Genomic DNA, 24,800 nt, shown 5'->3' with positions numbered 1-24,800 from the left:
CTCAAGCAATTAGCTATACAGCTTCGCCGGCGGCATAGCCACTTGACCACGCCCATTGGAAGTTATAACCCCCAAGCCAACCGCTGACATCAACCACTTCACCAATAAAGAATAATCCGGCCTGACGCTTAGCTTCCATGGTTTTGGAAGATAGCTCGTCGGTATCTACGCCGCCTAAAGTGACTTCGGCGGTGCGATAGCCTTCTGTGCCATTGGGCGCAATGCGCCATTGATGCAGATACTCACCTAACTGCTGAATTTCGCTTTTGCCTAATTGGTTAACTGGCTTGTCTGGTAACTCCCCCAGCTCCACTAATCTCTCCACCAAACGCTTAGGTAATAAGCGACTTAGTGCATTCTTGAAAGACAATTTTGGTGATTCTTGGGTGATTGTATTTAGCCACTGTACAAAGTCGTGTTCTGGCAGCAAGTTGACGGCAACGGCTTGCCCTGGTTGCCAGTAAGATGAGATTTGTAATACCGCAGGTCCACTCAAGCCTCTATGGGTAAATAGCATGGCTTCTTTAAAACTTTGACCGCACTCGGCTGTAATCACTACGGGTAAGGCAATGCCTGACAGCTCTTCATATTTAGCTTTATCATCTGGCTGCAAAGTAAAAGGCACTAAGGCCGCTGTGGTCGGCAATACTTGCAAACCAAATTGCTCCGCAACTTTATAGCCATAAGGGGTGGCACCAAGTTTTGGCATAGATAAGCCGCCTGTCGCTATAACTAACGACTGACAACTAAAGGCACCCGCTGAGGTTGCTAAGCAATACTCTCCATCGGCATTCGTGGTAATGGCATTGATATCAGTGCGCAGCTGCGTTGTTACCCCAGCCCATTCACACTCAGTCGTTAGCATAGTGACTATGTCTTTCGCTGACTCATCACAAAACAGCTGACCTAAGGTTTTTTCATGGAAATTAATGCCATGACGCTCAACCATAGCGATAAAATCAAACTGACTAAAACGCGCCAAGGCGGATTTAACAAAGTGCGGGTTAGCACATAAGTAGGCATTAGCATCGGTATGATAGTTAGTGAAATTACAGCGCCCGCCACCACTAATGAGGATTTTTCGTCCGAGCTGCTTAGCGTTGTCGACTAACAACACCTTGCGGCCTCTATAGCCAGCCGTAAGTGCACACATCAAGCCAGCGGCGCCGGCGCCTATGATGATGACATCGAATTGGGTTTGTGACATAACAAGTCTCATTTTGGTACGGGTACCGCAGCATGGCTGGGAAGGTACTTAGGATAAATACTATTTGACCTAAACGGCCAAGCACAGGTGAATGACGGGATTTAGGCGATAACGGCAATAAAAAAGGATGCCATTTTAGCATCCTTTAATGGGGCGTCTATCGCTCAAACTTTGCGACTTGAGGTTTCAGACTTACGCTCACGCGCTAATAACCCTGCGGCAGCATCAAAAGGTGATTTACCTTCATACAATACTTGGTAGATTTGCTCAGTAATTGGCATTTCCACCCCTAAGCGCAACGCTAAGGTGTGCACTTCTTTGGTATTGCGGTAACCTTCGACCACTTGGCCAATCTCTTTTTGAGCCGAATCAACATCTTGACCTTTGCCTAAGGCTAAGCCAAAACGACGATTACGCGATTGGTTATCGGTACAAGTTAATACCAGATCGCCTAAGCCAGCCATACCCATAAAGGTATCAGCCTGCGCGCCTAACGCCTCACCCAAGCGAGTCAGTTCAACTAAACCGCGAGTGATTAATGCTGTGCGAGCATTGGCACCAAAACCAATACCATCGGACATGCCAGCGCCAATGGCGATAACATTCTTAACCGCGCCACCTAACTGCAGACCAATAAAATCATCATTGCCATACACGCGTAAACGCTTAGGGCTATGCAGTAATTCAATCAAGTCTTGAGTAAAGTGAGTATCAGTGCCAGCAACCGAAATAGCTGTCGGTAAACCGGCGGCTAATTCTTTAGCAAAGGTTGGGCCTGACAATACCGCTAACGGATAGATATCACCTAACACATCGTGGGCCACATCTTGCAATAACCGACCGGTTTCAGGCTCTAAGCCCTTGGTCGCCCATACAATCCGGCTATCTTGTCGCAATAATGGCTTAGCTTGCGCCAATACCAAGCCAAACACATGGCTAGGAACGACCACTAATACATTGCGACTAGCACTCAGCGCCTTAGCAAGTGAAGCTTCTGGCTGCAATAACTTAGGTAAAGCGATACCTGGCAAGAATTCACGATTCTCCCGATCACGTTGCAGTTCAGCAATATGTTCAGGCTCATGACCCCAGAGTAAGGTCTTATGGCCATTGCTGGCTAAAGAAATGGCAAGGGCGGTGCCGTATGAACCCGCCCCCAACACCGTAATATCGGCAGTGTCTTTCATAAATAATTAAGCGTTAGCTTCTTCAGTAGTTGCTGGTGCAGCTTGTGCCTGACGTTGCTGTACATATTGAGCAAACAGGGCATCAAAGTTAACTGGCGCTAAGTTCAGCTGTGGGAAAGTACCACGAGCAACCAAGCTGCCAACTAATTCACGAGCATATGGGAAAAGGATGTTAGGGCAATAGGCGCCCAGTGAATGCGCTAATTGTGGCTCAGTTAAACCAGACACTGAGAAAATACCGGCTTGCTGCACTTCACACAGGAAAGCGGTTTCATCACCGTTAGTGGCGGTTACCGTCAGAGATAAAATAACTTCAAACACATCATCAGCTAACTTGTTGCTGCGAGTATCTAAATCGAGTTTAACTTCTGGTTGCCATTCTTTTTGGAAGACATTTGGGCTATTAGGAGTTTCAAACGATACGTCTTTAGTAAAGATGCGTTGAATTTGAAATTGTGGGGCTTGTTGTTCGTTATTGATTGCTTCAGCCATGACTCGATTTATCCTATCAATGTGTTTCCGGTATATTACATACCTTGGGTTTAATGATAATAACTGAATTCCAATGGTGGAAACTCAGAACCATCCCAGGTTTTTCACTCTCGGCTCCCCCGATTAGGATGAAGCCGAACGGAGATAATGATTAGCGTTTGCTCTTTTGGACAGGTAAGTTAGCGGCTTGCCATTCACCCATGCCACCTTTCAGGTTAAATACTTGCTCGAAGCCTTGCTTTGACAGCAACTGAGCAGCCTGTGATGATGTCATGCCTGCGCTACACACTATTACAATGGGGCTTGTTTTAAGATTTTCAAGACTGGTTGCTTGGTTATTTTTAATGTCAGCCATAGGAACGTTCATAGCTCCAGCAATATGGCCTTTCTTGAAATCTTCTTTACCACGAACATCGATGACTTTGGCGTCTTCACGATTAATCATCATAGTTAATTCGTGATTGTTGACGTTCTTGACCTTAGACAGGCTAGATTTCACCATAGTTACCAAAACAGCAATAAATAAACCCACCCATGCCACACTTAACATTGGGTTTGCTTTCAAAAATTCGATGTACTCTTGCATCTGTCTCTGCCTGTTGTATCAGCTAATTGGAATTATCTGGTCGCAGAGTATATACCCAAGCGCCCCTCGCTGGCGAGTTTAGGACAACATTTCCCGTCACAGAACCCAGTTGCAACACAGGCGCAGCCAATAGTAACTAAATGACGGCAAACACTGAGCCAAATAACCATTAACCTCAATGAAAGCACCGATAACACTAATCGAACAACTTCCCTTTGTCACAGCCCGCTTAAGTAGTAAGATTCATACAGTTTCGATTTCTATTTTCATAATTCTAAGGGAATCTTTATGTCTGCAGTAAAACGCCCTCTGGCGCTGATCATTCTTGATGGCTGGGGTCATCGCGACAGCGAGCACATGAATGCTGTGCATCATGCGCATACTCCGGTACTGGATAAACTCTACCAACAGTACCCTAATAGCCTTATTTCTGGTTCAGGTTTGGATGTCGGTTTACCCGATGGCCAAATGGGTAACTCAGAGGTAGGTCATATCAATATCGGCTCTGGCCGCGTGGTTTATCAAGAATTAACGCGGATCACTAAAGCGATAGAAGATAACGAATTTGAACAAAACCCAGTACTTTGCCAAGCCATTGATGCCGCCATTGCGGCTAACGGCGCAGTACACATCATGGGATTATTATCGCCAGGCGGCGTACATAGCCATCAAGATCATATTGATGCCATGTGTAGAATGGCCGTCAGTCGCGGCGCCACTCAAGTATATTTACATGCCTTTTTAGATGGTCGCGATACCCCGCCGCGCAGCGCCAAAGCGAGTTTAGCTCACTTTGAAACCCTATTTAGCACCTTAGGCACAGGCAAAGTAGCCTCTGTTATTGGCCGTTACTTTGCTATGGATAGAGACAATCGCTGGGATAGAGTGTCTAAAGCCTATGAGTTAATCGCCGCAGGCTGCGCGCAATACCATTACGCCAATAGCTTAGACGCGCTTGATGCGGCCTATGCTCGTGATGAGAATGATGAGTTTGTAGCAGCCTCAGCCATGGTTAATAGCCAAGGCCAAGCCGCGAAATTACAAGATAATGACGCGCTGATCTTTATGAATTTCCGCGCCGACCGCGCTCGTCAAATTAGCCGCTCATTTATTAATGCTGATTTCGATGGCTTTGAGCGTTCAGTACATCCCGATGTTAATTTCGTGATGCTGACTGAATATGCCGCCGATATCCAAGCTGCCATTGCTTTCTCATCCACAGATTTAGTCAATACTTTAGGTGAAACCCTGCAAAACCAAGGGCTAACTCAGTTACGAATTTCTGAAACTGAAAAGTATGCCCATGTAACCTTCTTCTTCAATGGCGGTAAAGAAGAGAACTTTGTCGGTGAAGACAGAATTCTGATTAACTCGCCTAACGTCGCGACTTATGACTTAAAGCCTGAAATGAGCTCGGCCGAACTCACAGACAAATTAGTGGAAGCAATTGAATCCACTAAGTATGATGTCATCATCTGTAATTACCCTAATGGCGATATGGTTGGCCATACTGGTGTTTTTGAGGCGGCTGTAAGCGCCTGTGAAGCGGTTGATGCTTGTATTGGTCGAGTCGTCGATGCCCTGCAAAAAGTGGGCGGCGAATGTATTATTACTGCCGATCACGGTAATGCTGAGCAAATGGTGGATGAAACCACAGGCCAAGCACACACAGCCCATACCAGCGAATTGGTGCCTTTTATTTATGTTGGTCGTGATGCCAATATCGATGCTGGCGGCCGCTTAAGTGATATAGCGCCAACCATGTTACAGTTGTTAGGACAAGCCATTCCAGCAGAAATGACTGGTAAGCCATTGATCCATTTAACTGAGTAACACTAACTCGTGAGCTTTTTACCCCAATTAAAAGCCTGCCTTATCGCAGGCTTTTTGATCTTATCCTTGCCGGCTGATGCCAGCGAGCTCAGTCGTCGCCAGGCTGAACTCAAGCAGATCCAGCAAGAGATCAATAAGCAGCACAATGCTGTCTCGAAAATCAGTAAGCAGAGAGAAAAGCTGCAATCTTTACTGAAGCAAGACGAGCAAGCCATTGCGACTATCGCTCGCAAAGCTAACCTCACCAAGCAACAATTACAGACCACAAAAAATCAACTCGAGCAATTATCTAGTGAGTTTGAACAGCTAAACGCCGACCAGCAGAAACAACAACAAACGCTATCAAAACAACTGTCTGCGGCCTATTTAGCCGGTAATCACGATTACAGTAAAATGCTGCTCAATCAACAGCAACCCGCCACCATAGAAAGAATGCTGGCTTATTATCAATACCTCAATAAAGCCCGCATCAAGGCTATTGAATCGCTCAAAAACACGCAAACGCAACTCGAGCAAGTCAAAGCGCAGCAATTAAGCCGCCAGGATGAACTCAATAAGCTCATTTTGACTCAGCGCCAGCAGCAAGAACAATTGGCCGACGAGCAAACGCAAAGAAAACAAACATTAAGCCAGCTACAACAAACGCTCAATACTCAAGGCGCTCAGCTTGAACAGTTGCAGTTAGAAGAAGGCAGTATTAAGCATTTATTGAAGCAAGCCGCCGAAGCCAGCAAAGCTAATCCCAGCATGAGTGGTTTAGCCAAACAGAAAGGCAAATTAGCATGGCCAGTGTCCGGCAGAGTGCAGGCAAGTTTTGGCAGTCAACGCTCGGGCAATGTCAGCTGGAAAGGCGTGTTACTCAAAGCCCCCGAAGGGCGCACTGTCAAAGCTATTGCCTCAGGCAAAGTGATTTATGCCGATTGGTTAAAAGGCTTTGGCATGGTATTGGTGGTAGATCACGGTCAAGGCTATATGAGCCTATATGGTTATGCCCAAGCCTTGCTAAAAAACCCTGGTGATACAGTAGCCAAAGGGGACAATGTTGCCTTAGTCGGTCAATCCGGTGGACAAACCGAGCCTGGCCTATACTTTGAAATACGGCATAAGGGACAAGCCGTTAATCCGGCTACTTATTGTCGGAATTAATCAGTCCCACAGGGGGCTGAATGGCAATAGTAAAGGCGATAATTCTGCTAATTTGCGGGGCGGTGCTAGGCGTACTGTCGACCCTTTGGCATCAAGGTGACGCAGCGCCGCCAGTCCCAGCAACTAACACAATAAGTGAAGTCATTAATCTGGTGCAAACTCATTATGTTGATAGCTTGAGTGAGCAGCAATTGATAGACGCGGCCCTGCAAGGCATAGTCAGCCAGCTCGACCCTTATTCAAGTTACTTATCCCAGCCAGATTTACTACTGTTAGAACAAAGCAATAAAGGCGAATATTTTGGTTTTGGCTTTGAAGTGGCTGCTGATAATAAAACCGATGAAATTCGTATACTTACCCCATTCTACTCTTCACCTGCGGCGCATGCAGGTATAGAGCCTGGCGACATCATCACACATCTATTTGCTGAACCAGTTAACGCCGCTAAGCTTAACGACTTCTTAGCAGCGATTCGCCGCTACAGCCATCAGCGGCAGAATATCGAATTGAGTTTAAATCGTCAGGGCACGGTCGTAAATGTTGAGCTAGCACCCAATGAAATTCACATTGAATCTGTGTCGGTTGATATGCTTAAAAATAATATCGGCTACGTAAAAATAACTCATTTTCAAGAAGATACCGCCAGTAAACTCGAAGGTTTTCTACAGCAATGGCAACTGCAAACATTAACTGGTGTCATACTCGATTTACGCGATAACCCCGGCGGCTTATTAGATCAAGCCGTACAAGTGGCTGATTTATTACTCGATGATGGCAAGATTGTTTCTGTCCAAGGGCGCTATTTTGCGGCTAATACAGCGTACTTTGCCGATGAGGCCAGCATAATTAACGGCATTCCCATAGTTGTACTCATCAATCATGGTTCAGCATCAGCAGCTGAAATTGTTGCAGCCGCCCTACAAGAAAATCGCCGCGCCTTACTCATGGGGGAAACTAGCTTTGGCAAAGGGACAGTGCAGACTGTCTTACCTATGGCATCACAACTTAGCGCCATGAAACTCACTATCGCTAATTATCTAACCCCTGCAGGCAACAAGGTTCATCAACAAGGAATAGAGCCCGACATAAAAATAAATGTTAATGATATATTAACAGCCAAGAATGTGGATATAATCGGCAATTCATCCAATAACAAAGAAAAACAATCAGATGAGATTTTGGCCACTGCAATCCATTGGTTTTCCGCTTCGCCGTAATCCCCAGATTTTTTTGTTATTAGCCGCTCTTGGTGGGATGCTTGCAAAGCCAGTATTAGCTGGACAAGTCGCCATCATTATCGATGATATTGGTTATCGCCATACGGATAGTAAAGTATTAAGTTTGCCAGCATCTGTGACTTTATCTATTTTGCCTCATACCAAGATTGGCTCAGACATAGCCACGCAGGCTCATCACAACGGCCATGACATTATGGTGCACCTTCCCATGCAGGCGCTCAATGGCAAAGCACTTGGGCTCGGCGGTTTAACCAATCATATGGATGAGGAACAAATAAGGCGCTCAATCAAGGCATCGGTAGGTAGCGTGCCCCATGCTATTGGGGTGAATAATCATATGGGAAGTTTATTGACTCAACTGGCAGAGCCTATGACTTGGTTGATGCAAGAGTTAAAGCAGCATGATTTATTCTTTGTTGATAGCAATACCACGCGTTTTAGTAAGGCAGCGCAAAAAGCCGAGCAACAAGGTATTCCATTACTCACTCGCCAAATATTCTTAGATAATCAGCTAGATAACGCCTCACTTGAGCGGCAATTTAAGCACTTAATGCAACTAAGCCACAGCCAAGGCTACGCTGTAATGATTGCACACCCACACCCAGAAACGGTTCGATTTTTGAGGAATAACTTGCAGCGTTTAGAGAGTGAAGGCATTAGCTTAGTGCCAGTATCAAGCTTACTCCCTTACAAACTGGCGTTAACTCAGCAAGATAAACCATCAAGCTAATGATGGTAATAGCTGCACTAATTGATCGCGATTAGACACCATATCCTGCAGATTATAGTGATCAAGCACAGTCAAAAATGCTTTAACTGCCTGAGCTAAGGCGCCTTTAAGCTGACAAGCGTTAATTAACTGACAAGCTGGCTGATGACAATCAATGACATTCATGGTCGGCTCCAGCTCTCTCACTAACTGACCTATATTAATTTGCTCCGCAGCCTTAGCTAATTTAAAGCCACCATTCTTACCGCGAACCGTATGCAGATAACCAAGCTTACCTAAGTTATGAATGATCTTAGATACATGATTAGGTGATAAATCAAACACCTGAGTAATTTCAGCAATACGATATAATTCTTCACGATTAGGCTCAATGGCCAAATACATGAGTGTGCGTAATGCATAATCGGTATAACGAGTTAATTGCATTGTTTATCACCAGATCCTGTCAGAGCTTCGAGCTCAGTTATTAACCACATAGCCTCTGCATTATGAGTGCCGCAGACATCCATACTAGCGTCGAAATCATGACAGACAGCAGGGCGAGTCTCAGAGCCAAATAATAAACATAGGTTGTCACCACTCAACTGAATGCAACGAACGCCGGCTGGTTTACCTTGTGGCATACCTGGTATAGGTGTAGAAATACTTGGAGCAATACAACAAGCTCCACAGCCAAGACGACATTGCATGAACAGCCTCATATCAAAGAAATTACGACTCGCTAATCGTAGCCATCGATTATACCTGATCCCCGCCTAAGTTCATCAATCAAACCTAAGTTCATCAATAAACCGAAGTTCAGTAATCAAACACATGGAATATCACGCCTAATCCCAGCTAACATCAACATTTAGCCATTAACCTTTTCATTAATGATTCAGTCTCAAAACAAATAAGCAGAAATAAGCAGTAAGTTCAGCTTCAAGTTAACCTTAATATTTGAAAATATTTCGTAGGTATCTTAAAGCATAATTAGCAAAAAATGCAGGTGAACCAACTCAATTAACACTTGATCGCAAAACCTATCCATAACATCACTAGGTAAGCTGAATTAATCGTGACCGTCTAGCGAACCACACCTCGCATCGATGTTCTGATTGTCTAAAAATACCTGCTCAATGATAAATTTGGAGCAGGTGATGAAAACATACAAAACAGCGGCACAGTGGCTAGGGTTACTTCAGCAGCGCAGCAATTTCAAAGGCACTAATGTTGAATTCTGCCAACATCATAATGTCTCGATTACCACTTATTATAAACAGCGCGCTTTACTGGTTAAGCAACAGCAACAGCAACAGCAACATCTAATCGTGCCAGCGCAAACGTCTAACGCCACTCAATCTCGCTTTATACAACTAAAACAAACCACGACTGAAGTCTGCGCGCAAACTCACCAACAACCTATGCTGTTTAATACGCGAACCGGCCAACTCACTCTTCCAGCGGATTTAGCAACAACGGATATCCTTACCATCATTAAGGGGCTAATGGCATGAGGATGTTTGTTGATGTGCCTTCCGTCTATTTATGTGCCGATGCTGTCGATTTTCGTAAATCGATTAATGGATTAGCCGCCTTAGTCGAAGCCGAGCTTGAACTACCGGTGCTCAGTGGTGCGCTATTTGTATTTTGTAATAAAGGCCGTGACAAACTCAAATGACTTTATTGGGATAACACTGGCTTTGCGCTGTGGTATAAGCGATTAGATAAGCATAAGTTCAAATGGCCCAAACTCATATCACCCACCATGACATTATCCGAGCAGCAATTACACTGGTTATTAGGGGGTTATGATGTGATTGGCCACAGTAAAATTGATGTGACGAGTAAGCAACTACGTTAATATTTGCGATCAATTGATGATCATCAAAACAAGGTCAATTAGCACTACAAAGCCTTTCGATATGCCTTAACATAGGCGTCATGAAAAATGAACTCGCCCTTAAACAGCGCATTGCTGAGCTTGAAAAGCTGCTCGAAAATGAGCGTCAATTATCTCTACAAAAAGATGCACTCATCGCAGCTTTAGAAGAGCGCTGGCGCTTGGCTCAACAAAAACAATTCGGCAAAAGTGCTGAAGGCTTTGTAGGGCAAGGCGAGTTATTCAATGAAGTAGAAGAGATTGTTGAAGCCGTTGAGGCCGAGCAACAATCCATTAGCTATACCCGTAAAAAGCCTGTGCGTAAGCCACTGCCAAAAGACTTACCCCGTGAGCAGGTTATCCACGATATCGAAGATAAGACCTGTGATTGCTGTGGCGGTGAGTTACATAAAATGGGCGAGGATAAATCAGAAAAGCTTGAGTTTATTCCAGCCCAAATCAAAGTGATTGAGCACATTATGCCTAAATATGCTTGCCGCCACTGTGATAAATCCTCGACTCAAACGCCGATTAAACAAGCCTCAATGCCAGCAATGCCAATCAATAAAGGCATTGCTACAAGCAGTTTACTCAGTCAGCTTATCACCAGTAAATATCAATACGGGTTACCGCTTTATCGCCAGGAAGCGATGTTTAAGCAATATGGCATTGAGCTCAGTCGCCAGACAATGAGCAGCTGGATAGACAAATCAGCCACACTCTTCGCACCATTAGTTGAACGGCTTAAAACAGCGTTGTTAAAACAGCCCACGTTGTTTGCTGATGAAACGCCATTAAAAGTGGTGAAATCCGATAAAGTAAACAGCTACATGTGGGTCTATTGCTCAGGTCGAGATTCACCAGCCCCGAATAATCCTATCCCTAATATTGTACTTTACGACTTCCATAACAGTCGGGCTGCCGCCTGCGTGGTCAATTATCTTGATGGATATCAAGGCTACTTGCACGTAGATGGTTATCAAGCTTATGAAAAAACACAGGCAACCTTAGTGGGATGCTGGGCTCATGCTAGGCGTAAATTTATTGAAGCAAAAAAGCTGCAAGGTAAAAACAAAACCGGCAAAGCGGATGTGGTATTGAGTCTTATCCAGAAATTGTACGGTGTAGAGTCACACATCAAAGATAAAACTACAGATGAAAAGTACATTGCCAGACAAGAGGCTAGCCTGCCTATCCTAGTCAAGCTAAAAGCATGGCTTGAGCAAAATCAGCCCAATTTAGTGGGTAATACCAAACTGATGGAGGCAGCTAATTACCTGGCTAATCAATGGCACAAACTCATTCGTTATGTTGATGATGGCAGGCTGAGTATTGATAACAATCGTGCAGAGCGAGCCGTAAAACCGTTTGTGATTGGCCGAAAAAATTGGTTATTCAGTCAGACAGCTAATGGGGCTAATGCCAGTGCCACGCTTTACAGCATAGTAGAAACGGCCAAGGTCAATGGCTTAGTACCATTTGATTACATCATGGCTTGTCTTAATGAACTGTGCCAACCAGCACCGGATATCGACAGCCTGTTACCATGGAATTTTAAAAGATAGGTGTAGTTGCCCAGACGCTTACTGGAAATCTGTGCTCATCGTGTACCCTAACTAGCAAAAAGTAGTATATAAATCTTTAAAAAATCTAAACGAAAAAAGCCCGTTGCGTGAGCAACGGGCTTTATCGACTCTCTTACGAGAAATTAGGCGCCTGGAGATGACCTACTCTCGCATGGGGAAACCCCACACTACCATCGGCGCGACTGCGTTTCACTTCTGAGTTCGGAATGGGATCAGGTGGTGCCACAGTGCTATGGTCTCCAGACAAATTTGGAATTCGGAAAGCTGTGGAAAAATATGGTGGTCGCTACTGGGCTCGAACCAGTGACCCCCTCCTTGTAAGGGAGGTGCTCTCCCAGCTGAGCTAAGCGACCTGGGATTTTTTGCTATTGAGTACTCAATCTTCAATCAAGTATTTTTCGATTCTTTATCAGGCTTGTTCAGTAAAACCCATCTGGGTTGTATGGTTAAGCCTCTCGGGTCATTAGTACAAGTTAGCTCAACGCCTCACAACGCTTACACACCTTGCCTATCAACGTCCTAGTCTCGGACGGCCCTTCAGAGGACTTATAGTCCTAGGGATGACTCATCTTGGGGCTCGCTTCCCGCTTAGATGCTTTCAGCGGTTATCGATTCCGAACGTAGCTACCGGGCAATGCCATTGGCATGACAACCCGAACACCAGCGGTTCGTCCACTCCGGTCCTCTCGTACTAGGAGCAGCTCCCCTCAATCATCCAACGCCCACGGCAGATAGGGACCGAACTGTCTCACGACGTTCTGAACCCAGCTCGCGTACCACTTTAAATGGCGAACAGCCATACCCTTGGGACCGACTTCAGCCCCAGGATGTGATGAGCCGACATCGAGGTGCCAAACACCGCCGTCGATATGAACTCTTGGGCGGTATCAGCCTGTTATCCCCGGAGTACCTTTTATCCGTTGAGCGATGGCCCTTCCATTCAGAACCACCGGATCACTATGACCTACTTTCGTACCTGCTCGACGTGTCTGTCTCGCAGTTAAGCTGGCTTATGCCATTGCACTAACCGTACGATGTCCGACCGTACTTAGCCAACCTTCGTGCTCCTCCGTTACTCTTTGGGAGGAGACCGCCCCAGTCAAACTACCCACCAGGCACTGTCCCTAATCCCGATAAGGGACCTAGGTTAGAACATCAAAACTACAAGGGTGGTATTTCAAGGACGACTCCACACAAACTAGCGTTCATGCTTCAAAGTCTCCCACCTATCCTACACATGTAGGTTCAATGTTCAGTGCCAAGCTATAGTAAAGGTTCACGGGGTCTTTCCGTCTAGCCGCGGGTATACGGCATCTTCACCGCAATTTCAACTTCACTGAGTCTCGGCTGGAGACAGCGTGGCCATCATTACGCCATTCGTGCAGGTCGGAACTTACCCGACAAGGAATTTCGCTACCTTAGGACCGTTATAGTTACGGCCGCCGTTTACCGGGGCTTCGATCATGAGCTTCTCCGAAGATAACCCAATCAATTAACCTTCCGGCACCGGGCAGGCGTCACACCGTATACTTCATCTTGCGATTTTGCACAGTGCTGTGTTTTTGATAAACAGTTGCAGCCACCTGGTATCTGCGACTCCCGCTAGCTTAGAGAGCAAGTCTCATCACCGGCAGGAGCGTACCTTCTCCCGAAGTTACGGTACCATTTTGCCTAGTTCCTTCAGCCGAGTTCTCTCAAGCGCCTTGGTATTCTCTACCCGACCACCTGTGTCGGTTTGGGGTACGATTCCTGCTAACCTGAAGCTTAGAAGATTTTCCTGGAAGCATGGCATCAACTACTTCAGTCCCTTAGGACCTCGTCATCAGCTCTCAGCGTAAGTATTCCCGGATTTGCCTAAGAATACCGCCTACTACCTTAAACGCGGACTACCAACGCCGCGCTAGCCTAGCCTTCTCCGTCTCTCCATCGCAGTTAGCACAAGTACGGGAATATTAACCCGTTTCCCATCGACTACGCCTTTCGGCCTCGCCTTAGGGGTCGACTCACCCTGCCCCGATTAACGTTGGACAGGAACCCTTGGTCTTCCGGCGAGGGGGTTTTTCACCCCCTTTATCGTTACTCATGTCAGCATTCGCACTTCTGATACCTCCAGCGTGGGTTACCCCTTCACCTTCAACGGCTTACAGAACGCTCCTCTACCGCGCATCTCTAATGAAATGCACCCGTAGCTTCGGTGACTAGCTTAGCCCCGTTACATCTTCCGCGCAGGCCGACTCGACTAGTGAGCTATTACGCTTTCTTTAAATGATGGCTGCTTCTAAGCCAACATCCTAGCTGTCTAAGCCTTCCCACATCGTTTCCCACTTAGCTAGTACTTTGGGACCTTAGCTGACGGTCTGGGTTGTTTCCCTTTTGACAACGGACGTTAGCACCCGCTGTCTGTCTCCCGCATAGTACTCATTGGTATTCGGAGTTTGCAAAGGGTTGGTAAGTCGGGATGACCCCCTAGCCTTAACAGTGCTCTACCCCCAATGGTATTCGTGCGAGGCGCTACCTAAATAGCTTTCGAGGAGAACCAGATATCTCCCGGTTTGATTGGCCTTTCACCCCCAGCCACAAGTCATCCGCTAATTTTTCAACATTAGTCGGTTCGGTCCTCCAGTTGATGTTACTCAACCTTCAACCTGCCCATGGCTAGATCACCGGGTTTCGGGTCTACACCTAGCAACTAAACGCGCAGTTAACACTCGGTTTCCCTACGGCTCCGCTATTCGCTTAACCTCGCTACTAAATGTAAGTCGCTGACCCATTATACAAAAGGTACGCAGTCACGGTCTCAAGAACCGCTCCCACTGCTTGTACGTATACGGTTTCAGGTTCTATTTCACTCCCCTCACAGGGGTTCTTTTCGCCTTTCCCTCACGGTACTGGTTCACTATCGGTCAGTCAGGAGTATTTAGCCTTGGAGGATGGTCCCCCCATGTTCAGACAACATATCACGTGTGCCGCCTTACTCGTTTTCATCTAAGGTTAGTTTTCATGTACGGGACTATCACCCTGTACCGTTGGACTTTCCAGACCATTCCACTAACACCCCCTAGACTTAAGGGCTAATCCCCGTTCGCTCGCCGCTACTTAGGGAATCTCGGTTGATTTCTTTTCCTCTGGGTACTTAGATGTTTCAGTTCCCCAGGTTCGCCTCATACAGCTATGTATTCACTGTATGATGACCACTTATGTGGCCGGGTTTCCCCATTCGGACATCGTTAGCTCAAATGCTTGTTACTAGCTCGCCAACGCTTTTCGCAAGTTACTACGTCCTTCATCGCCTCTGACTGCCAAGGCATCCACCGTATACGCTTAGTCACTTAACCATACAACCCAAATGAGTTTCACTTGAGCGTATTGCAACTAGCTGGTTTTACTGTCTCTTGCTTTCGCAAAAGAACGCCTTGATTTACTTCATTTCTGAAGTTAAAGAATATCCAAAACACTTGATTAAAGTATTTTGAGAACTCAATTTTGTATCACCTAATGCTCGCGCACTAAGTTCTACTATCAGCTTTCCAAATTTTTAAAGAACGACATCCCTTCAAAGGAAGGTAATGTTTTGCTCGTCAACAAGACAAGGCAATCTGTGTGAACACTCAACAGTAATTCTAAATCGCATAGGTAAGGAGGTGATCCAGCCCCAGGTTCCCCTAGGGCTACCTTGTTACGACTTCACCCCAGTCATGAACCACACCGTGGTAAACGCCCTCCCCGAAGGGTTAAGCTATCTACTTCTGGTGCAGCCCACTCCCATGGTGTGACGGGCGGTGTGTACAAGGCCCGGGAACGTATTCACCGTGGCATTCTGATCCACGATTACTAGCGATTCCGACTTCATGGAGTCGAGTTGCAGACTCCAATCCGGACTACGATCGGCTTTGTGAGATTAGCTCCACCTCGCGGCTTTGCAACCCTCTGTACCGACCATTGTAGCACGTGTGTAGCCCTACTCGTAAGGGCCATGATGACTTGACGTCGTCCCCACCTTCCTCCGGTTTATCACCGGCAGTCTCCCTAGAGTTCCCACCATTACGTGCTGGCAAATAAGGATAAGGGTTGCGCTCGTTGCGGGACTTAACCCAACATTTCACAACACGAGCTGACGACAGCCATGCAGCACCTGTCTCAGAGTTCCCGAAGGCACTAAGCTATCTCTAGCGAATTCTCTGGATGTCAAGAGTAGGTAAGGTTCTTCGCGTTGCATCGAATTAAACCACATGCTCCACCGCTTGTGCGGGCCCCCGTCAATTCATTTGAGTTTTAACCTTGCGGCCGTACTCCCCAGGCGGTCTACTTAATGCGTTAGCTTGAGAGCCCAGTGTTCAAGACACCAAACTCCGAGTAGACATCGTTTACGGCGTGGACTACCAGGGTATCTAATCCTGTTTGCTCCCCACGCTTTCGTGCATGAGCGTCAGTCTTTGTCCAGGGGGCCGCCTTCGCCACCGGTATTCCTTCAGATCTCTACGCATTTCACCGCTACACCTGAAATTCTACCCCCCTCTACAAGACTCTAGTTTGCCAGTTCAAAATGCAATTCCCAGGTTGAGCCCGGGGCTTTCACATCTCGCTTAACAAACCGCCTGCGCACGCTTTACGCCCAGTAATTCCGATTAACGCTCGGACCCTCCGTATTACCGCGGCTGCTGGCACGGAGTTAGCCGGTCCTTCTTCTGTAGGTAACGTCACAGCTAACGGGTATTAACCGTCAACCTTTCCTCCCTACTGAAAGTGCTTTACAACCCGAAGGCCTTCTTCACACACGCGGCATGGCTGCATCAGGGTTTCCCCCATTGTGCAATATTCCCCACTGCTGCCTCCCGTAGGAGTCTGGGCCGTGTCTCAGTCCCAGTGTGGCTGATCATCCTCTCAGAACAGCTAGGGATCGTCGCCTAGGTGAGCCTTTACCTCACCTACTAGCTAATCCCACCTGGGCTTATCCATCAGCGCAAGGACCTGAAGGCTCCCCTGCTTTCCCCCGTAGGGCGTATGCGGTATTAGCAGTCGTTTCCAACTGTTATCCCCCACAAATGGGCAAATTCCCAGGCATTACTCACCCGTCCGCCGCTCGCCGGCAAAGTAACAAGTTACTTCCCGCTGCCGCTCGACTTGCATGTGTTAGGCCTGCCGCCAGCGTTCAATCTGAGCCATGATCAAACTCTTCAATTAAAGTTTTGTTCGGACCCGAAAGTCCTGCTCAATGAATTCTGTCGATTCGATGATAAATCACCGAATTTGCATGTTATGCGGACATCTTCGTTGAAGTCTCTTGCGAGACGTGTTAAATCGTTGTCGATTTATCAACTACTGTGAATGTCCACACAGATTTGCTTGTCTTCTACTTGTTAAAGAACGTTGCCGCTACGGGCTAGGGATGCGTATTTTACGCATTTCCTGTTGTGCGTCAAGTGTTTTATTCAACACCTTGTCGTCACTACTGAGTACCTTAAGTAGTCAGTAAGTCGTCACTATCAATTGCGTTGCCGCATCATCTCGTGTCGATGGGCTGCATTATAGGGAGTGTTCGCTATTGCGCAAGCGCTTTTCGCTATAAAAAATGCCGCTCGGCTAGGGTTTAGCCAAAAGCGACATTTTATAGACAAAGCGAGTGAATTCTAAACTAAAACGCTAGTTAATCCATTGCTGGATCAGCTTTTCAGCTTGTGGATCGGCCCAATCGACATAACTACGAACAAAGGCGATTAGCTCACCTTGCTTATTCAGGATAAAAGTCGCTGGTATATAGTCAAGTGGGAAGATCTCACCCAAGGCCTGCTTAGGATCATAATAAGAAGTGAAGTTATTCATGCCTAAGTCAGCCAAGAAAGGCTTAACTAGTTTCTGACCCTCTGCATCTATAGAGATAGGCAGAACGACAAAATCGGCGTTTGAAAACTTTTTAGCTAAGGCGTCAAGGGCTGGTAGCTCACGGACACAAGGAGGACACCAAGTGGCCCACATGTTAACCATTACGACCTTACCTTGATATTGGCTAAAATCAATCGGGTTACCTTGATTATCACTAAAGCTGACTTTATCTAATGAGTAAGCTTTGGGTAACACTTGAATTTTATCAACCGTTGATTGCGGTTTAGCCTGCTCTGACGCGGCCTGCATGCCAGGGTATGCACTCACAGGCAGACTCGCGCATAGCATACCAATAACCAATGCCTTAGCTAATACTCTCATTTAGATTGCTTTCCTTTTAGCAAGCGCTGCAGCTCTTGTTGATCTTCGGCGGATAAATTCACTGGCGCATTAGGCTCAATGCGCTGACGACGAATAAATTTAAACGCAATGAACAGACCAATAAGCAGTAACAACACAGGACCTAGCCATAATACGTAGGTTTTAGCTTCCATTCTTGGCTTATAGAGTACGAACTCTCCATAACGGCTAGTCATAAACTCTACAATTTGGTCATCACTCTTGCCTTCATCGACCATCTTATACACTTCAAGACGCAGATCGCGGGCAACTGGTGAGTTAGAGTCTACCAAGTTCTGGTTTTGACACTGAGGGCAACGTAATTCATTGGCCAGTGTTAACGCCCGCTGCTGATTACTTTGATTTTTGAATTCATAAGTATCTATGGGGGTCGCTTGTACAGCCGCAGAGACTAATAGCACTGCTGACATGATTAAGTGGGATAATTTCATGACGTTGCTCCTGCGCTAGCGGCTTCGGCTTTTAACTGTTGCACCATAGGCAGCAAAGTTTCACGCCACACAGTCGGATCAATAGGACCTGCGAAGCGATATCTGATGATCCCGTTGTGATCTATGATGAAAGTTTCTGGCGCGCCATACACTCCGAGATCTAATCCTAAGCGACCATCTTTATCGAAGATGTTTTTCGCGTAAGGATCGCCTTCACGATTAAGTTCACGAATCGCTAAGCCGCGCTCGTCGCGATAATTGATACCGTAAACTGGCACAATATTCTGACGCGCTAAGCTCATTAAGAAAGGATGCTCGTATTTGCAGCTTGGGCACCAAGTCGCCCAAACGTTCATCAAAGCGACCTGCCCTTTTAAATCCTCATTAGTAATCATGAGGTTCGGGTTTTCCAATTGTTGCAACTGGAAAGCCGGGATCGGCTTTCCTTCAAGTGCTGAATCTAATTTCTCTGGGCTTAAAAACAATCCTTTGAATAAAAAGACTGACATGCCCAGAAAAATAAACAATGGAATAAAAAGAATAACTCTATTTTTATTCATTACTTTCTTACCTATTAAGCGGTCGCAATTACTGCTGCATGAGATTCTTTAACCGTTTGCTTTTGACGATAACGCTTATCAGACGCGGCGAAGAAACCACCCATCATCATGAAAATGCCGCCAAACCAAATCCAACGAACGTATGGCTTATAGTTCAAGCGCACAGCAAATTCCGTTGGGCTAATTGGGTCACCCATGGTCACGTACAAATCGCGAGTAAAGCCCCAGTCAATACCGGCTTCGGTCATATCCATAACCTGAACGTTATATTGACGACGGTCAGGTTTAAGCAAGCTAACGAACTCACCGTTTTTAAGGATCTCAACTTGGCCTTGTTTAGCGGTATAGTTAGGACCTACTACATTCTTAGTTTCAAGGAAGTTGAAGGTATAACCGGCTAATTCATGGCTAGCGCCAGGCCCCATACGTACGCTCTTTTCAAGCGAGTAGTTAGACACCATAGTTGCGCCAAAAATAGACATAGCGATACCCAAGTGGGCAAGTACCATACCCAATTGACTACGACCCATGCGAGTCAACTTAATATCGCCTTGCTTACCCTTAACGATATGGTAAGCCGCCACTAACGTTGCTAGAACCACCCATACAGTGGTGCCGACACCTAACATCACCCAAACATTAAATTCGCTACCGAAAATAAATGGGGCAACAATACCAGACGCTGCAGCAATCAAAGCAGGCACTGTGAGTGAGCGCTTAAGTTCACCGGCTTTAGCTTTTTTCCAGCGCAGGTTAGGGCCTATACCCATAAACACAAACAGCACTAAAACGATAGGCACAAACACAGCATTAAAATATGGTGGGCCAACCGAAATCTTACCCATGTTCAGAGCATCAATCAGCAGTGGATATAATGTTCCAAGCAATACAGTTCCGCAGGCAACGGTCAGCAATACGTTACAAACCAGCAGCATGGTCTCTCTTGACCACAACTCGAAACGAGCTGGGCTGCTCATTTCACTGGCTCTGAATGCGAATAACGTCAGCGAACCACCCACGGCTAAACCAAGCAGCAATAGAATGAACATGCCTCGGCTTGGGTCGGCAGCAAATGAATGCACAGAGGTTAATACGCCAGAACGAACAATAAAGGTGCCAAGCAAACTCAGTGAGAAAGCAAAGATAGACAGTAATACCGTCCAGTTACGGAAGGCGCCGCGCTTTTCAGTCACAATCACTGAGTGAACTAAGGCGGTACCAATCAACCAAGGCATGAACGATGCGTTTTCAACCGGATCCCAGAACCACCATCCGCCCCAACCTAATTCGTAATATGCCCACCACGAACCTAAAGCGATACCACCGGTAAGGAATACCCAAGCCGATAATATCCAAGGACGGCTCCAACGAGCCCAAGCAGAATCAAGACGACCACTCATAAGAGCGGCAATCGCGAATGCAAAGCTTACGGCAAAACCTACATAGCCTAGATACAGCATTGGAGGGTGGAAAATCAGACCCACGTCTTGCAGCATAGGGTTAAGGTCACGCCCTTCCCCAGGAACTGGGAATAAGCGCTCAAATGGGCTTGATGTCAGCAACATGAACAGCGTAAAGCCTATAGTGATAAAGGCTAAAATGCTTAACACTCGAGCCGTAAACACTTCTTCGAGGCCACGACTAAAAGTCGCTACCGCCGCAGCCCACACAGTTAATGAAAAGACCCAAAACAGCAGCGATCCTTCATGCCCACCCCAAACAGCTGCAATTTTAAAGAAAATTGGTAACTGCGAATTAGAATGATGCGCAACGTATGCAACAGAGAAATCATCGATAGCAAATGAATAGCCTAATGTGATGACCGATAACGTAATAAAGAAAAACATGCCATAAGTTAATGGCCAGGCATAGCGCACCAGATATTGGTCCTTGCGGGCAATTCCGATTAAGGGCACACAAGATAATAAGATCGCAAACGCTAAACCTATTATCAGTGAGAAGTGTCCAAGTTCAGGGATCATTGGGGTTCCTCGGTGTCACAGTGAATGTTGATACAACGTTACGCTGATCAACGCACAAAAATATGAATCACACATTAGATTGTACGAATTTTTGCTCATTTTAGTGTTTGCTATTGTATCTGTCTGCTAGTTTGACCGAATAATGGGTCAGGTGTCGCATTCTGAGTTAATACAAAACTGTCAAATCGTTAACAAAAATTACGTGCATCGGCAGTCTGACAGTCAATCACAGCAAAAGTTTCGGGATTTTTTCTTTATGATTCAATATGTGAACCAGTCCTCAAACTAGAATATAGACTGCGAGCTAGCTCTTATATTCATGTTCAATGAAGCATCTTTGCGTATAATCGCCGCATTATGTGTGGCAATATTGCCGCAATTTTGTAACTAACGTGAAGTGAAATAATGACCACCTTTTGGATTTTTATCGCTCTTGTCGTGTTAGTCAGCTTACTGCTGATTTGGGTACCTCATTTTCGGCAGCAAAAGTTGCTAATTGCTGAAGCCGCTGGCATACGCAACCAGACCAATATCGAACTTTTTAACGAACGCTTAGCCGTGTTAGAAAAAGAACTCGACGAAGAATTACTGGATCAGCAAGAGTTTGCCGCACTGAAGCAAGAACTGGAAATCAGTCTGCTGCAGGACATGAAGCAAGGAAGTGATGAGTCACTCACTGCCACCATCAAGCCAAAAAGCCCACTGATCCCAGCCGTCTTATCAATAGTATTAGTCGGTATTTCTGCTTACTGCTATCAGCATTTAGGCGCTTACCAAATGCTAGATCAACCTATGACTGCCGCTAATCCTCATGCAGGCATGACAGCCGATCAAATCATGTCGCAACAAGTGATGATGATGGAGCAGCAAGTTAAGGCTCAGCCAGATAATAGCCAGGCTTGGTTTAACTTAGGTCACGCTTACATTTCAGCTAATCGTTACGATGAAGCCGTAACTTCTTTTGATAAAGTGATTGATTTAGTTGGATTGCATGCTGAGCTTATTGGTCCGAAAGCCACGGCTTTGTTTTATAAAAATAATCAGCAAATGACGCCAGCTATTCAGGCCTTAATTGATCAAGCGTTATCGTTAGACTCAAAAGATCCATCAACCTTGTTATTAGTCGGCATGAATGCTTTCTTCAATGCTAACTACAGCGAAGCCATTAATGCGTGGGAAACTATCTTAGGTAGTGATCGCACTGATGTTGATCGCAGCGCTGTGATTAACGCCATTGAAACCGCAAAAATGCGTTTAGGGGCTGAAACTGGCGAAATGCCACAAGATGCCACCCATCAAAAAGCTATGACGAAAAATAACACTGCGCCAGCACCTAAAACCATGCCAAGCGCTGCCACTGTGACTATTGCCATTAGTATAGCGCCTGAATTGGCCGATAAAGTCGGTCCATCAGATATGCTATTTGTCTTCGCACGCCCAGTTACTGGTGCCAAGGTACCGTTAGCGGCGACCAAAATCAGCGTGAAAGCCTTGCCTGCCAATGTCGTGTTGGATGACACCACCAATATGGGCGGCGACATGAAGTTAAGTGATGCTACTGCGGTTGAGATTATCGCAGTTTTATCTAAACACGGTAGCGTCAGACCACAAGCAGGTGACTTACAAGGCAAACTGGCTAACGTCAGCGTCGGTGGTAACGGCACTTTAGTGATTGATACCTTAGTGAACTAAGCCTGCCACTAACACCATTAAAAGCTCATAAAAAAACCGGCCTTAGCCGGTTTTTTTATTGCAGAAAGAGTCTTATTTAGACATAAACTCAATCGCGCTTTTGTAATCTTGATCGGTACAGTCAGTACACATACCGCCTGGTGGCATAGCGCCTTTACCAGTTTTTATAGTAGCTACTAAAGTATCCATACCTTGTGCCAAGCGAGGCTCCCAAGCCGCTACATCATGAACTTTAGGTGCACCAGCAACACCCATACTATGACAAACTTGGCATGCCTTGTTGTAAACAGCCTCTCCATCCTGAGCAAAAGCGCTTGGTGACATAGTCATCACAGCGAATGCAGTCATGGCTAACATTTTTTTCATGCTTATTTTCCTAATGCTAATATACAAAGCTCATCGCTGCCAAAACTGGGCAGACTCCTTTTGACAAACAAAGGTTACTACAATCTATACAAAAACTCACGTTTTTGTGATCCCTATCTATAGATTTGCAACATTGATGAAATTGATGTCAAAGATTTTGTATATTAGCAACTTGAGCAAAAGTTCCCACTTTAATTGGTTTCTTGGAAGCACTTCAAATTGCTGGAATATAGCGCTTAACCACAGTAACTCCCTATTTACCTTTATGTTAGTATCACTAATGTTAGATTTTCAGCACCCGATAGAGGATACAGTGACGGACCAAATGAATTCCCCATTAATATCAGCCTGTGAACTTACCTGCATTCGCGAAGAACGCATTCTGTTTGATGGTTTAAGTTTTGATATTGGTGCTGGAGATATTGTTCAAATCGAAGGTCCTAACGGTGCCGGCAAAACTAGCTTACTGCGCATTTTAGCGGGTCTATCGCGACCCTATGCCGGTGATGTTTATTATCAGCAGCAAAATATCACCCGCTACCGCGACGAATTTAACTCTGACCTGCTCTATTTAGGCCATCTAGCTGGCGTAAAAAGTGAATTAACGGCAGAAGAAAACCTTAACACTAACTTACGCTTAAGTGGCTACGATGACGCCAAAGCGGCTGCCATCTTGAGTAATGTTAATCTCACTGGTTTTGAGGATGCGCTGGCAGGACACTTGTCGGCAGGCCAGCACCGCCGCACAGCGCTTGCCAGACTTTGGCACACTAATTGTAAAATATGGATATTAGATGAGCCGTTTACTGCCATCGATAAGAAAGGTGTTGAAGATTTAGAGAACTTATTTTTAGCACATGCCGCAAATGGCGGCTGCGTCATCATGACGACTCACCAAGACATGGGTGTTATCGCACATGATAGAGTTCGCAAAATCCGACTAGATTATCGCTTCCTATAAGGTTTACCTGGATGAAAAGCAGAAACCTCAATTACACCCAAGCATTTTTTACCGTACTCAATCGTGATTTGAAAATTGCGGTGCGTCATCGCGGTGATATTTTTAACCCGTTATTATTTTTCGTAATGGTAGTGACCCTATTCCCTCTAGGTGTAGGACCAGAGCCGCAGATGCTGAGCCGCATTGCCCCCGGGGTAATTTGGGTGGCCGCACTATTGGCTTCAATGCTGTCGTTAGAGCGACTATTTAAAACAGATTATAGCGATGGCAGCTTAGAGCAAATGCTGTTAAGCCCGCAGCCACTGCCATTAATGATATTGGCCAAAGTAATAGCTCATTGGTTACTAACTGGTGTGCCGCTTATCATCATAGCGCCACTGCTAGCCGTATTGCTGCACTTAGATGAAAACAGCTATGTCGCACTTATCGCCACCTTAGCCTTAGGTACGCCAGTACTGAGTTTACTGGGCGCCATTGGTATGGCGCTAACCGTTGGCTTACGCAAAGGCGGCGTGTTAGTGAGCCTATTAATCTTACCTCTTTATATTCCAGTGTTGATATTTGCCACCAGTGCTATCGATGCTGCGAGCATGAATCTACCTTTTGATGGTCAACTAGCGATTATTGCTGCTATGTTGGTCGGTTCGTTAACCTTGGCACCATTTGCAATTGGCGCCTCTCTAAGAGTGAGTACTAACTAAA

General features: G+C 46.0%; 20 protein-coding genes, 1 tRNA gene, 3 rRNA genes and 1 pseudogene. 10 read left to right on the top strand and 15 right to left on the bottom strand.

The genetic code is table 11. The features are described 5' to 3' along the window. Window positions 1-13 precede the first annotated feature (13 nt). From FJQ87_RS01885 to FJQ87_RS01870, 4 genes are all read right to left on the bottom strand, one after another. Complete coding sequence (locus FJQ87_RS01885) at window positions 14-1,207, bottom strand: NAD(P)/FAD-dependent oxidoreductase (protein WP_140930239.1); 1,194 nt, start codon at window positions 1,205-1,207, stop codon at window positions 14-16. Between the two features lie 164 nt (window positions 1,208-1,371). Next, window positions 1,372-2,394, bottom strand: coding sequence for an NAD(P)H-dependent glycerol-3-phosphate dehydrogenase (gene gpsA / locus FJQ87_RS01880; RefSeq protein ID WP_140930238.1), 1,023 nt, complete (start codon window positions 2,392-2,394; stop codon window positions 1,372-1,374). Window positions 2,395-2,400: 6 nt separating this feature from the next. Continuing rightward, window positions 2,401-2,886: a protein-export chaperone SecB gene (secB, locus tag FJQ87_RS01875; protein ID WP_140930237.1), complete on the bottom strand. Its 486-nt coding sequence runs from the start codon at window positions 2,884-2,886 to the stop codon at window positions 2,401-2,403. A gap of 151 nt (window positions 2,887-3,037) precedes the next feature. Further along, the gene (locus FJQ87_RS01870; RefSeq protein WP_140930236.1) at window positions 3,038-3,472 is read right to left on the bottom strand and encodes a rhodanese-like domain-containing protein; all 435 of its coding nucleotides are present in this window, start codon (window positions 3,470-3,472) and stop codon (window positions 3,038-3,040) included. A 288-nt stretch (window positions 3,473-3,760) separates the two neighbouring features. On the opposite strand from FJQ87_RS01870, the gene gpmM reads away from it, so the two are divergent. From gpmM to FJQ87_RS01850, 4 genes are read left to right on the top strand one after another with little or no spacing between them, the layout of a single operon-like run. Then, window positions 3,761-5,305 (top strand): 2,3-bisphosphoglycerate-independent phosphoglycerate mutase, encoded by a 1,545-nt coding sequence (gene gpmM / locus FJQ87_RS01865; RefSeq protein WP_140930235.1) that lies wholly within the window; start codon window positions 3,761-3,763, stop codon window positions 5,303-5,305. Between the two features lie 9 nt (window positions 5,306-5,314). Next, window positions 5,315-6,451, top strand: coding sequence for a peptidoglycan DD-metalloendopeptidase family protein (locus tag FJQ87_RS01860; RefSeq protein WP_240778793.1), 1,137 nt, complete (start codon window positions 5,315-5,317; stop codon window positions 6,449-6,451). A gap of 20 nt (window positions 6,452-6,471) precedes the next feature. Continuing rightward, the gene (locus FJQ87_RS01855; protein WP_140930234.1) at window positions 6,472-7,668 is read left to right on the top strand and encodes a S41 family peptidase; all 1,197 of its coding nucleotides are present in this window, start codon (window positions 6,472-6,474) and stop codon (window positions 7,666-7,668) included. Window positions 7,669-7,705: 37 nt separating this feature from the next. Continuing rightward, complete coding sequence (locus FJQ87_RS01850) at window positions 7,706-8,419, top strand: divergent polysaccharide deacetylase family protein (protein ID WP_140933946.1); 714 nt, start codon at window positions 7,706-7,708, stop codon at window positions 8,417-8,419. Here FJQ87_RS01850 and FJQ87_RS01845 read toward each other — a convergent pair. Both FJQ87_RS01845 and FJQ87_RS01840 read right to left on the bottom strand, forming a co-directional pair. Next, the gene (locus tag FJQ87_RS01845) at window positions 8,411-8,845 is read right to left on the bottom strand and encodes an Rrf2 family transcriptional regulator (protein WP_140930233.1); all 435 of its coding nucleotides are present in this window, start codon (window positions 8,843-8,845) and stop codon (window positions 8,411-8,413) included. The genes FJQ87_RS01850 and FJQ87_RS01845 overlap by 9 nt on opposite strands. Then, window positions 8,836-9,108 carry a YkgJ family cysteine cluster protein gene (locus tag FJQ87_RS01840; protein ID WP_140933944.1) on the bottom strand — a complete coding sequence of 91 codons (273 nt, stop codon included), beginning with the start codon at window positions 9,106-9,108 and terminating at the stop codon, window positions 8,836-8,838. Before FJQ87_RS01840 ends, FJQ87_RS01845 begins: the two co-directional genes overlap by 10 nt. Before the next feature lie 450 nt (window positions 9,109-9,558). On the opposite strand from FJQ87_RS01840, the gene FJQ87_RS01835 reads away from it, so the two are divergent. From FJQ87_RS01835 to FJQ87_RS01820, 3 genes and pseudogenes are all read left to right on the top strand, one after another. Beyond that, window positions 9,559-9,915, top strand: a complete 357-nt coding sequence (locus FJQ87_RS01835; RefSeq protein ID WP_168195121.1) for an IS66 family insertion sequence element accessory protein TnpB — start codon at window positions 9,559-9,561, stop codon at window positions 9,913-9,915. Beyond that, window positions 9,912-10,262: pseudogene (gene tnpB, locus FJQ87_RS01830) on the top strand (IS66 family insertion sequence element accessory protein TnpB). The gene FJQ87_RS01835 and the pseudogene tnpB overlap by 4 nt, the downstream one beginning before the upstream one ends. 80 nt (window positions 10,263-10,342) lie before the next feature. After that, window positions 10,343-11,845, top strand: a complete 1,503-nt coding sequence (locus tag FJQ87_RS01820) for an IS66 family transposase (RefSeq protein ID WP_140930229.1) — start codon at window positions 10,343-10,345, stop codon at window positions 11,843-11,845. 149 nt (window positions 11,846-11,994) lie between these two features. On the opposite strand, the gene rrf is transcribed toward FJQ87_RS01820, so the two are convergent. The 8 genes from rrf to FJQ87_RS01780 all read right to left on the bottom strand — a co-directional run bounded on the left by rrf (window position 11,995) and on the right by FJQ87_RS01780 (window position 21,079). Next, window positions 11,995-12,110, bottom strand: a 5S ribosomal RNA gene (gene rrf / locus FJQ87_RS01815). Window positions 12,111-12,143: 33 nt separating this feature from the next. Next, window positions 12,144-12,219: transfer RNA gene (locus FJQ87_RS01810), tRNA-Val, on the bottom strand. Between the two features lie 89 nt (window positions 12,220-12,308). Further along, window positions 12,309-15,201, bottom strand: a 23S ribosomal RNA gene (locus FJQ87_RS01805). 299 nt (window positions 15,202-15,500) lie between these two features. Then, a 16S ribosomal RNA gene (locus tag FJQ87_RS01800) occupies window positions 15,501-17,047 on the bottom strand. The 16S, 23S and 5S rRNA genes sit together here with 1 tRNA gene alongside, the layout of an rRNA operon. A 459-nt stretch (window positions 17,048-17,506) precedes the next feature. Continuing rightward, the gene (locus tag FJQ87_RS01795) at window positions 17,507-18,067 is read right to left on the bottom strand and encodes a TlpA disulfide reductase family protein (RefSeq protein ID WP_140930228.1); all 561 of its coding nucleotides are present in this window, start codon (window positions 18,065-18,067) and stop codon (window positions 17,507-17,509) included. After that, a complete protein-coding gene (gene nrfF, locus FJQ87_RS01790) occupies window positions 18,064-18,537 on the bottom strand; it encodes a heme lyase NrfEFG subunit NrfF (protein WP_140930227.1) in 474 nt (157 codons plus the stop codon). Before nrfF ends, FJQ87_RS01795 begins: the two co-directional genes overlap by 4 nt. Beyond that, window positions 18,534-19,097: a DsbE family thiol:disulfide interchange protein gene (locus tag FJQ87_RS01785; protein ID WP_140930226.1), complete on the bottom strand. Its 564-nt coding sequence runs from the start codon at window positions 19,095-19,097 to the stop codon at window positions 18,534-18,536. Before FJQ87_RS01785 ends, nrfF begins: the two co-directional genes overlap by 4 nt. A 14-nt stretch (window positions 19,098-19,111) precedes the next feature. Further along, window positions 19,112-21,079, bottom strand: coding sequence for a heme lyase CcmF/NrfE family subunit (locus FJQ87_RS01780; protein ID WP_140930225.1), 1,968 nt, complete (start codon window positions 21,077-21,079; stop codon window positions 19,112-19,114). A gap of 405 nt (window positions 21,080-21,484) precedes the next feature. Between FJQ87_RS01780 and ccmI the strand changes: the two genes are divergently transcribed. Continuing rightward, window positions 21,485-22,771, top strand: a complete 1,287-nt coding sequence (ccmI, locus tag FJQ87_RS01775) for a c-type cytochrome biogenesis protein CcmI (RefSeq protein WP_140930224.1) — start codon at window positions 21,485-21,487, stop codon at window positions 22,769-22,771. 72 nt (window positions 22,772-22,843) lie between these two features. Here the strand turns inward: ccmI and FJQ87_RS01770 are convergent, their stop codons facing one another. Next, window positions 22,844-23,137, bottom strand: coding sequence for a c-type cytochrome (locus FJQ87_RS01770; RefSeq protein ID WP_140930223.1), 294 nt, complete (start codon window positions 23,135-23,137; stop codon window positions 22,844-22,846). A gap of 325 nt (window positions 23,138-23,462) precedes the next feature. Here FJQ87_RS01770 and ccmA point away from each other — a divergent pair, with 325 nt between their 5' ends. Beyond that, on the top strand, window positions 23,463-24,098 hold the full coding sequence (gene ccmA / locus FJQ87_RS01765) for a cytochrome c biogenesis heme-transporting ATPase CcmA (RefSeq protein ID WP_206194358.1): 636 nt from the start codon (window positions 23,463-23,465) through the stop codon (window positions 24,096-24,098). A gap of 11 nt (window positions 24,099-24,109) precedes the next feature. After that, window positions 24,110-24,799 carry a heme exporter protein CcmB gene (ccmB, locus tag FJQ87_RS01760; RefSeq protein ID WP_140930221.1) on the top strand — a complete coding sequence of 230 codons (690 nt, stop codon included), beginning with the start codon at window positions 24,110-24,112 and terminating at the stop codon, window positions 24,797-24,799. Window position 24,800: the final 1 nt, after the last annotated feature.

It is taken from the genome of Shewanella sp. SNU WT4 (assembly GCF_006494715.1).
Lineage (GTDB): Bacteria > Pseudomonadota > Gammaproteobacteria > Enterobacterales > Shewanellaceae > Shewanella.
This window is presented reverse-complemented; position numbering and strand designations above follow the sequence as displayed.

Excerpts from the sequence above, each read along its gene's own strand:
- FJQ87_RS01770 (WP_140930223.1), bottom strand. The coding sequence starts at position 23,137 with ATGAAAAAAATGTTAGCCATGACTGCATTCGCTGTGATGACTATGTCA.
- nrfF (WP_140930227.1), bottom strand. The coding sequence starts at position 18,537 with ATGAAATTATCCCACTTAATCATGTCAGCAGTGCTATTAGTCTCTGCG.
- FJQ87_RS01820 (WP_140930229.1), top strand. The coding sequence starts at position 10,343 with ATGAAAAATGAACTCGCCCTTAAACAGCGCATTGCTGAGCTTGAAAAG.
- FJQ87_RS01850 (WP_140933946.1), top strand. The coding sequence starts at position 7,706 with ATGCTTGCAAAGCCAGTATTAGCTGGACAAGTCGCCATCATTATCGAT.
- FJQ87_RS01870 (WP_140930236.1), bottom strand. The coding sequence starts at position 3,472 with ATGCAAGAGTACATCGAATTTTTGAAAGCAAACCCAATGTTAAGTGTG.
- FJQ87_RS01795 (WP_140930228.1), bottom strand. The coding sequence starts at position 18,067 with ATGAGAGTATTAGCTAAGGCATTGGTTATTGGTATGCTATGCGCGAGT.
- FJQ87_RS01840 (WP_140933944.1), bottom strand. The coding sequence starts at position 9,108 with ATGCAATGTCGTCTTGGCTGTGGAGCTTGTTGTATTGCTCCAAGTATT.
- ccmA (WP_206194358.1), top strand. The coding sequence starts at position 23,463 with ATGAATTCCCCATTAATATCAGCCTGTGAACTTACCTGCATTCGCGAA.
- gpsA (WP_140930238.1), bottom strand. The coding sequence starts at position 2,394 with ATGAAAGACACTGCCGATATTACGGTGTTGGGGGCGGGTTCATACGGC.
- FJQ87_RS01780 (WP_140930225.1), bottom strand. The coding sequence starts at position 21,079 with ATGATCCCTGAACTTGGACACTTCTCACTGATAATAGGTTTAGCGTTT.
- FJQ87_RS01845 (WP_140930233.1), bottom strand. The coding sequence starts at position 8,845 with ATGCAATTAACTCGTTATACCGATTATGCATTACGCACACTCATGTAT.
- ccmB (WP_140930221.1), top strand. The coding sequence starts at position 24,110 with ATGAAAAGCAGAAACCTCAATTACACCCAAGCATTTTTTACCGTACTC.
- FJQ87_RS01885 (WP_140930239.1), bottom strand. The coding sequence starts at position 1,207 with ATGTCACAAACCCAATTCGATGTCATCATCATAGGCGCCGGCGCCGCT.
- FJQ87_RS01855 (WP_140930234.1), top strand. The coding sequence starts at position 6,472 with ATGGCAATAGTAAAGGCGATAATTCTGCTAATTTGCGGGGCGGTGCTA.
- gpmM (WP_140930235.1), top strand. The coding sequence starts at position 3,761 with ATGTCTGCAGTAAAACGCCCTCTGGCGCTGATCATTCTTGATGGCTGG.
- secB (WP_140930237.1), bottom strand. The coding sequence starts at position 2,886 with ATGGCTGAAGCAATCAATAACGAACAACAAGCCCCACAATTTCAAATT.
- FJQ87_RS01835 (WP_168195121.1), top strand. The coding sequence starts at position 9,559 with ATGAAAACATACAAAACAGCGGCACAGTGGCTAGGGTTACTTCAGCAG.
- ccmI (WP_140930224.1), top strand. The coding sequence starts at position 21,485 with ATGACCACCTTTTGGATTTTTATCGCTCTTGTCGTGTTAGTCAGCTTA.
- FJQ87_RS01785 (WP_140930226.1), bottom strand. The coding sequence starts at position 19,097 with ATGAATAAAAATAGAGTTATTCTTTTTATTCCATTGTTTATTTTTCTG.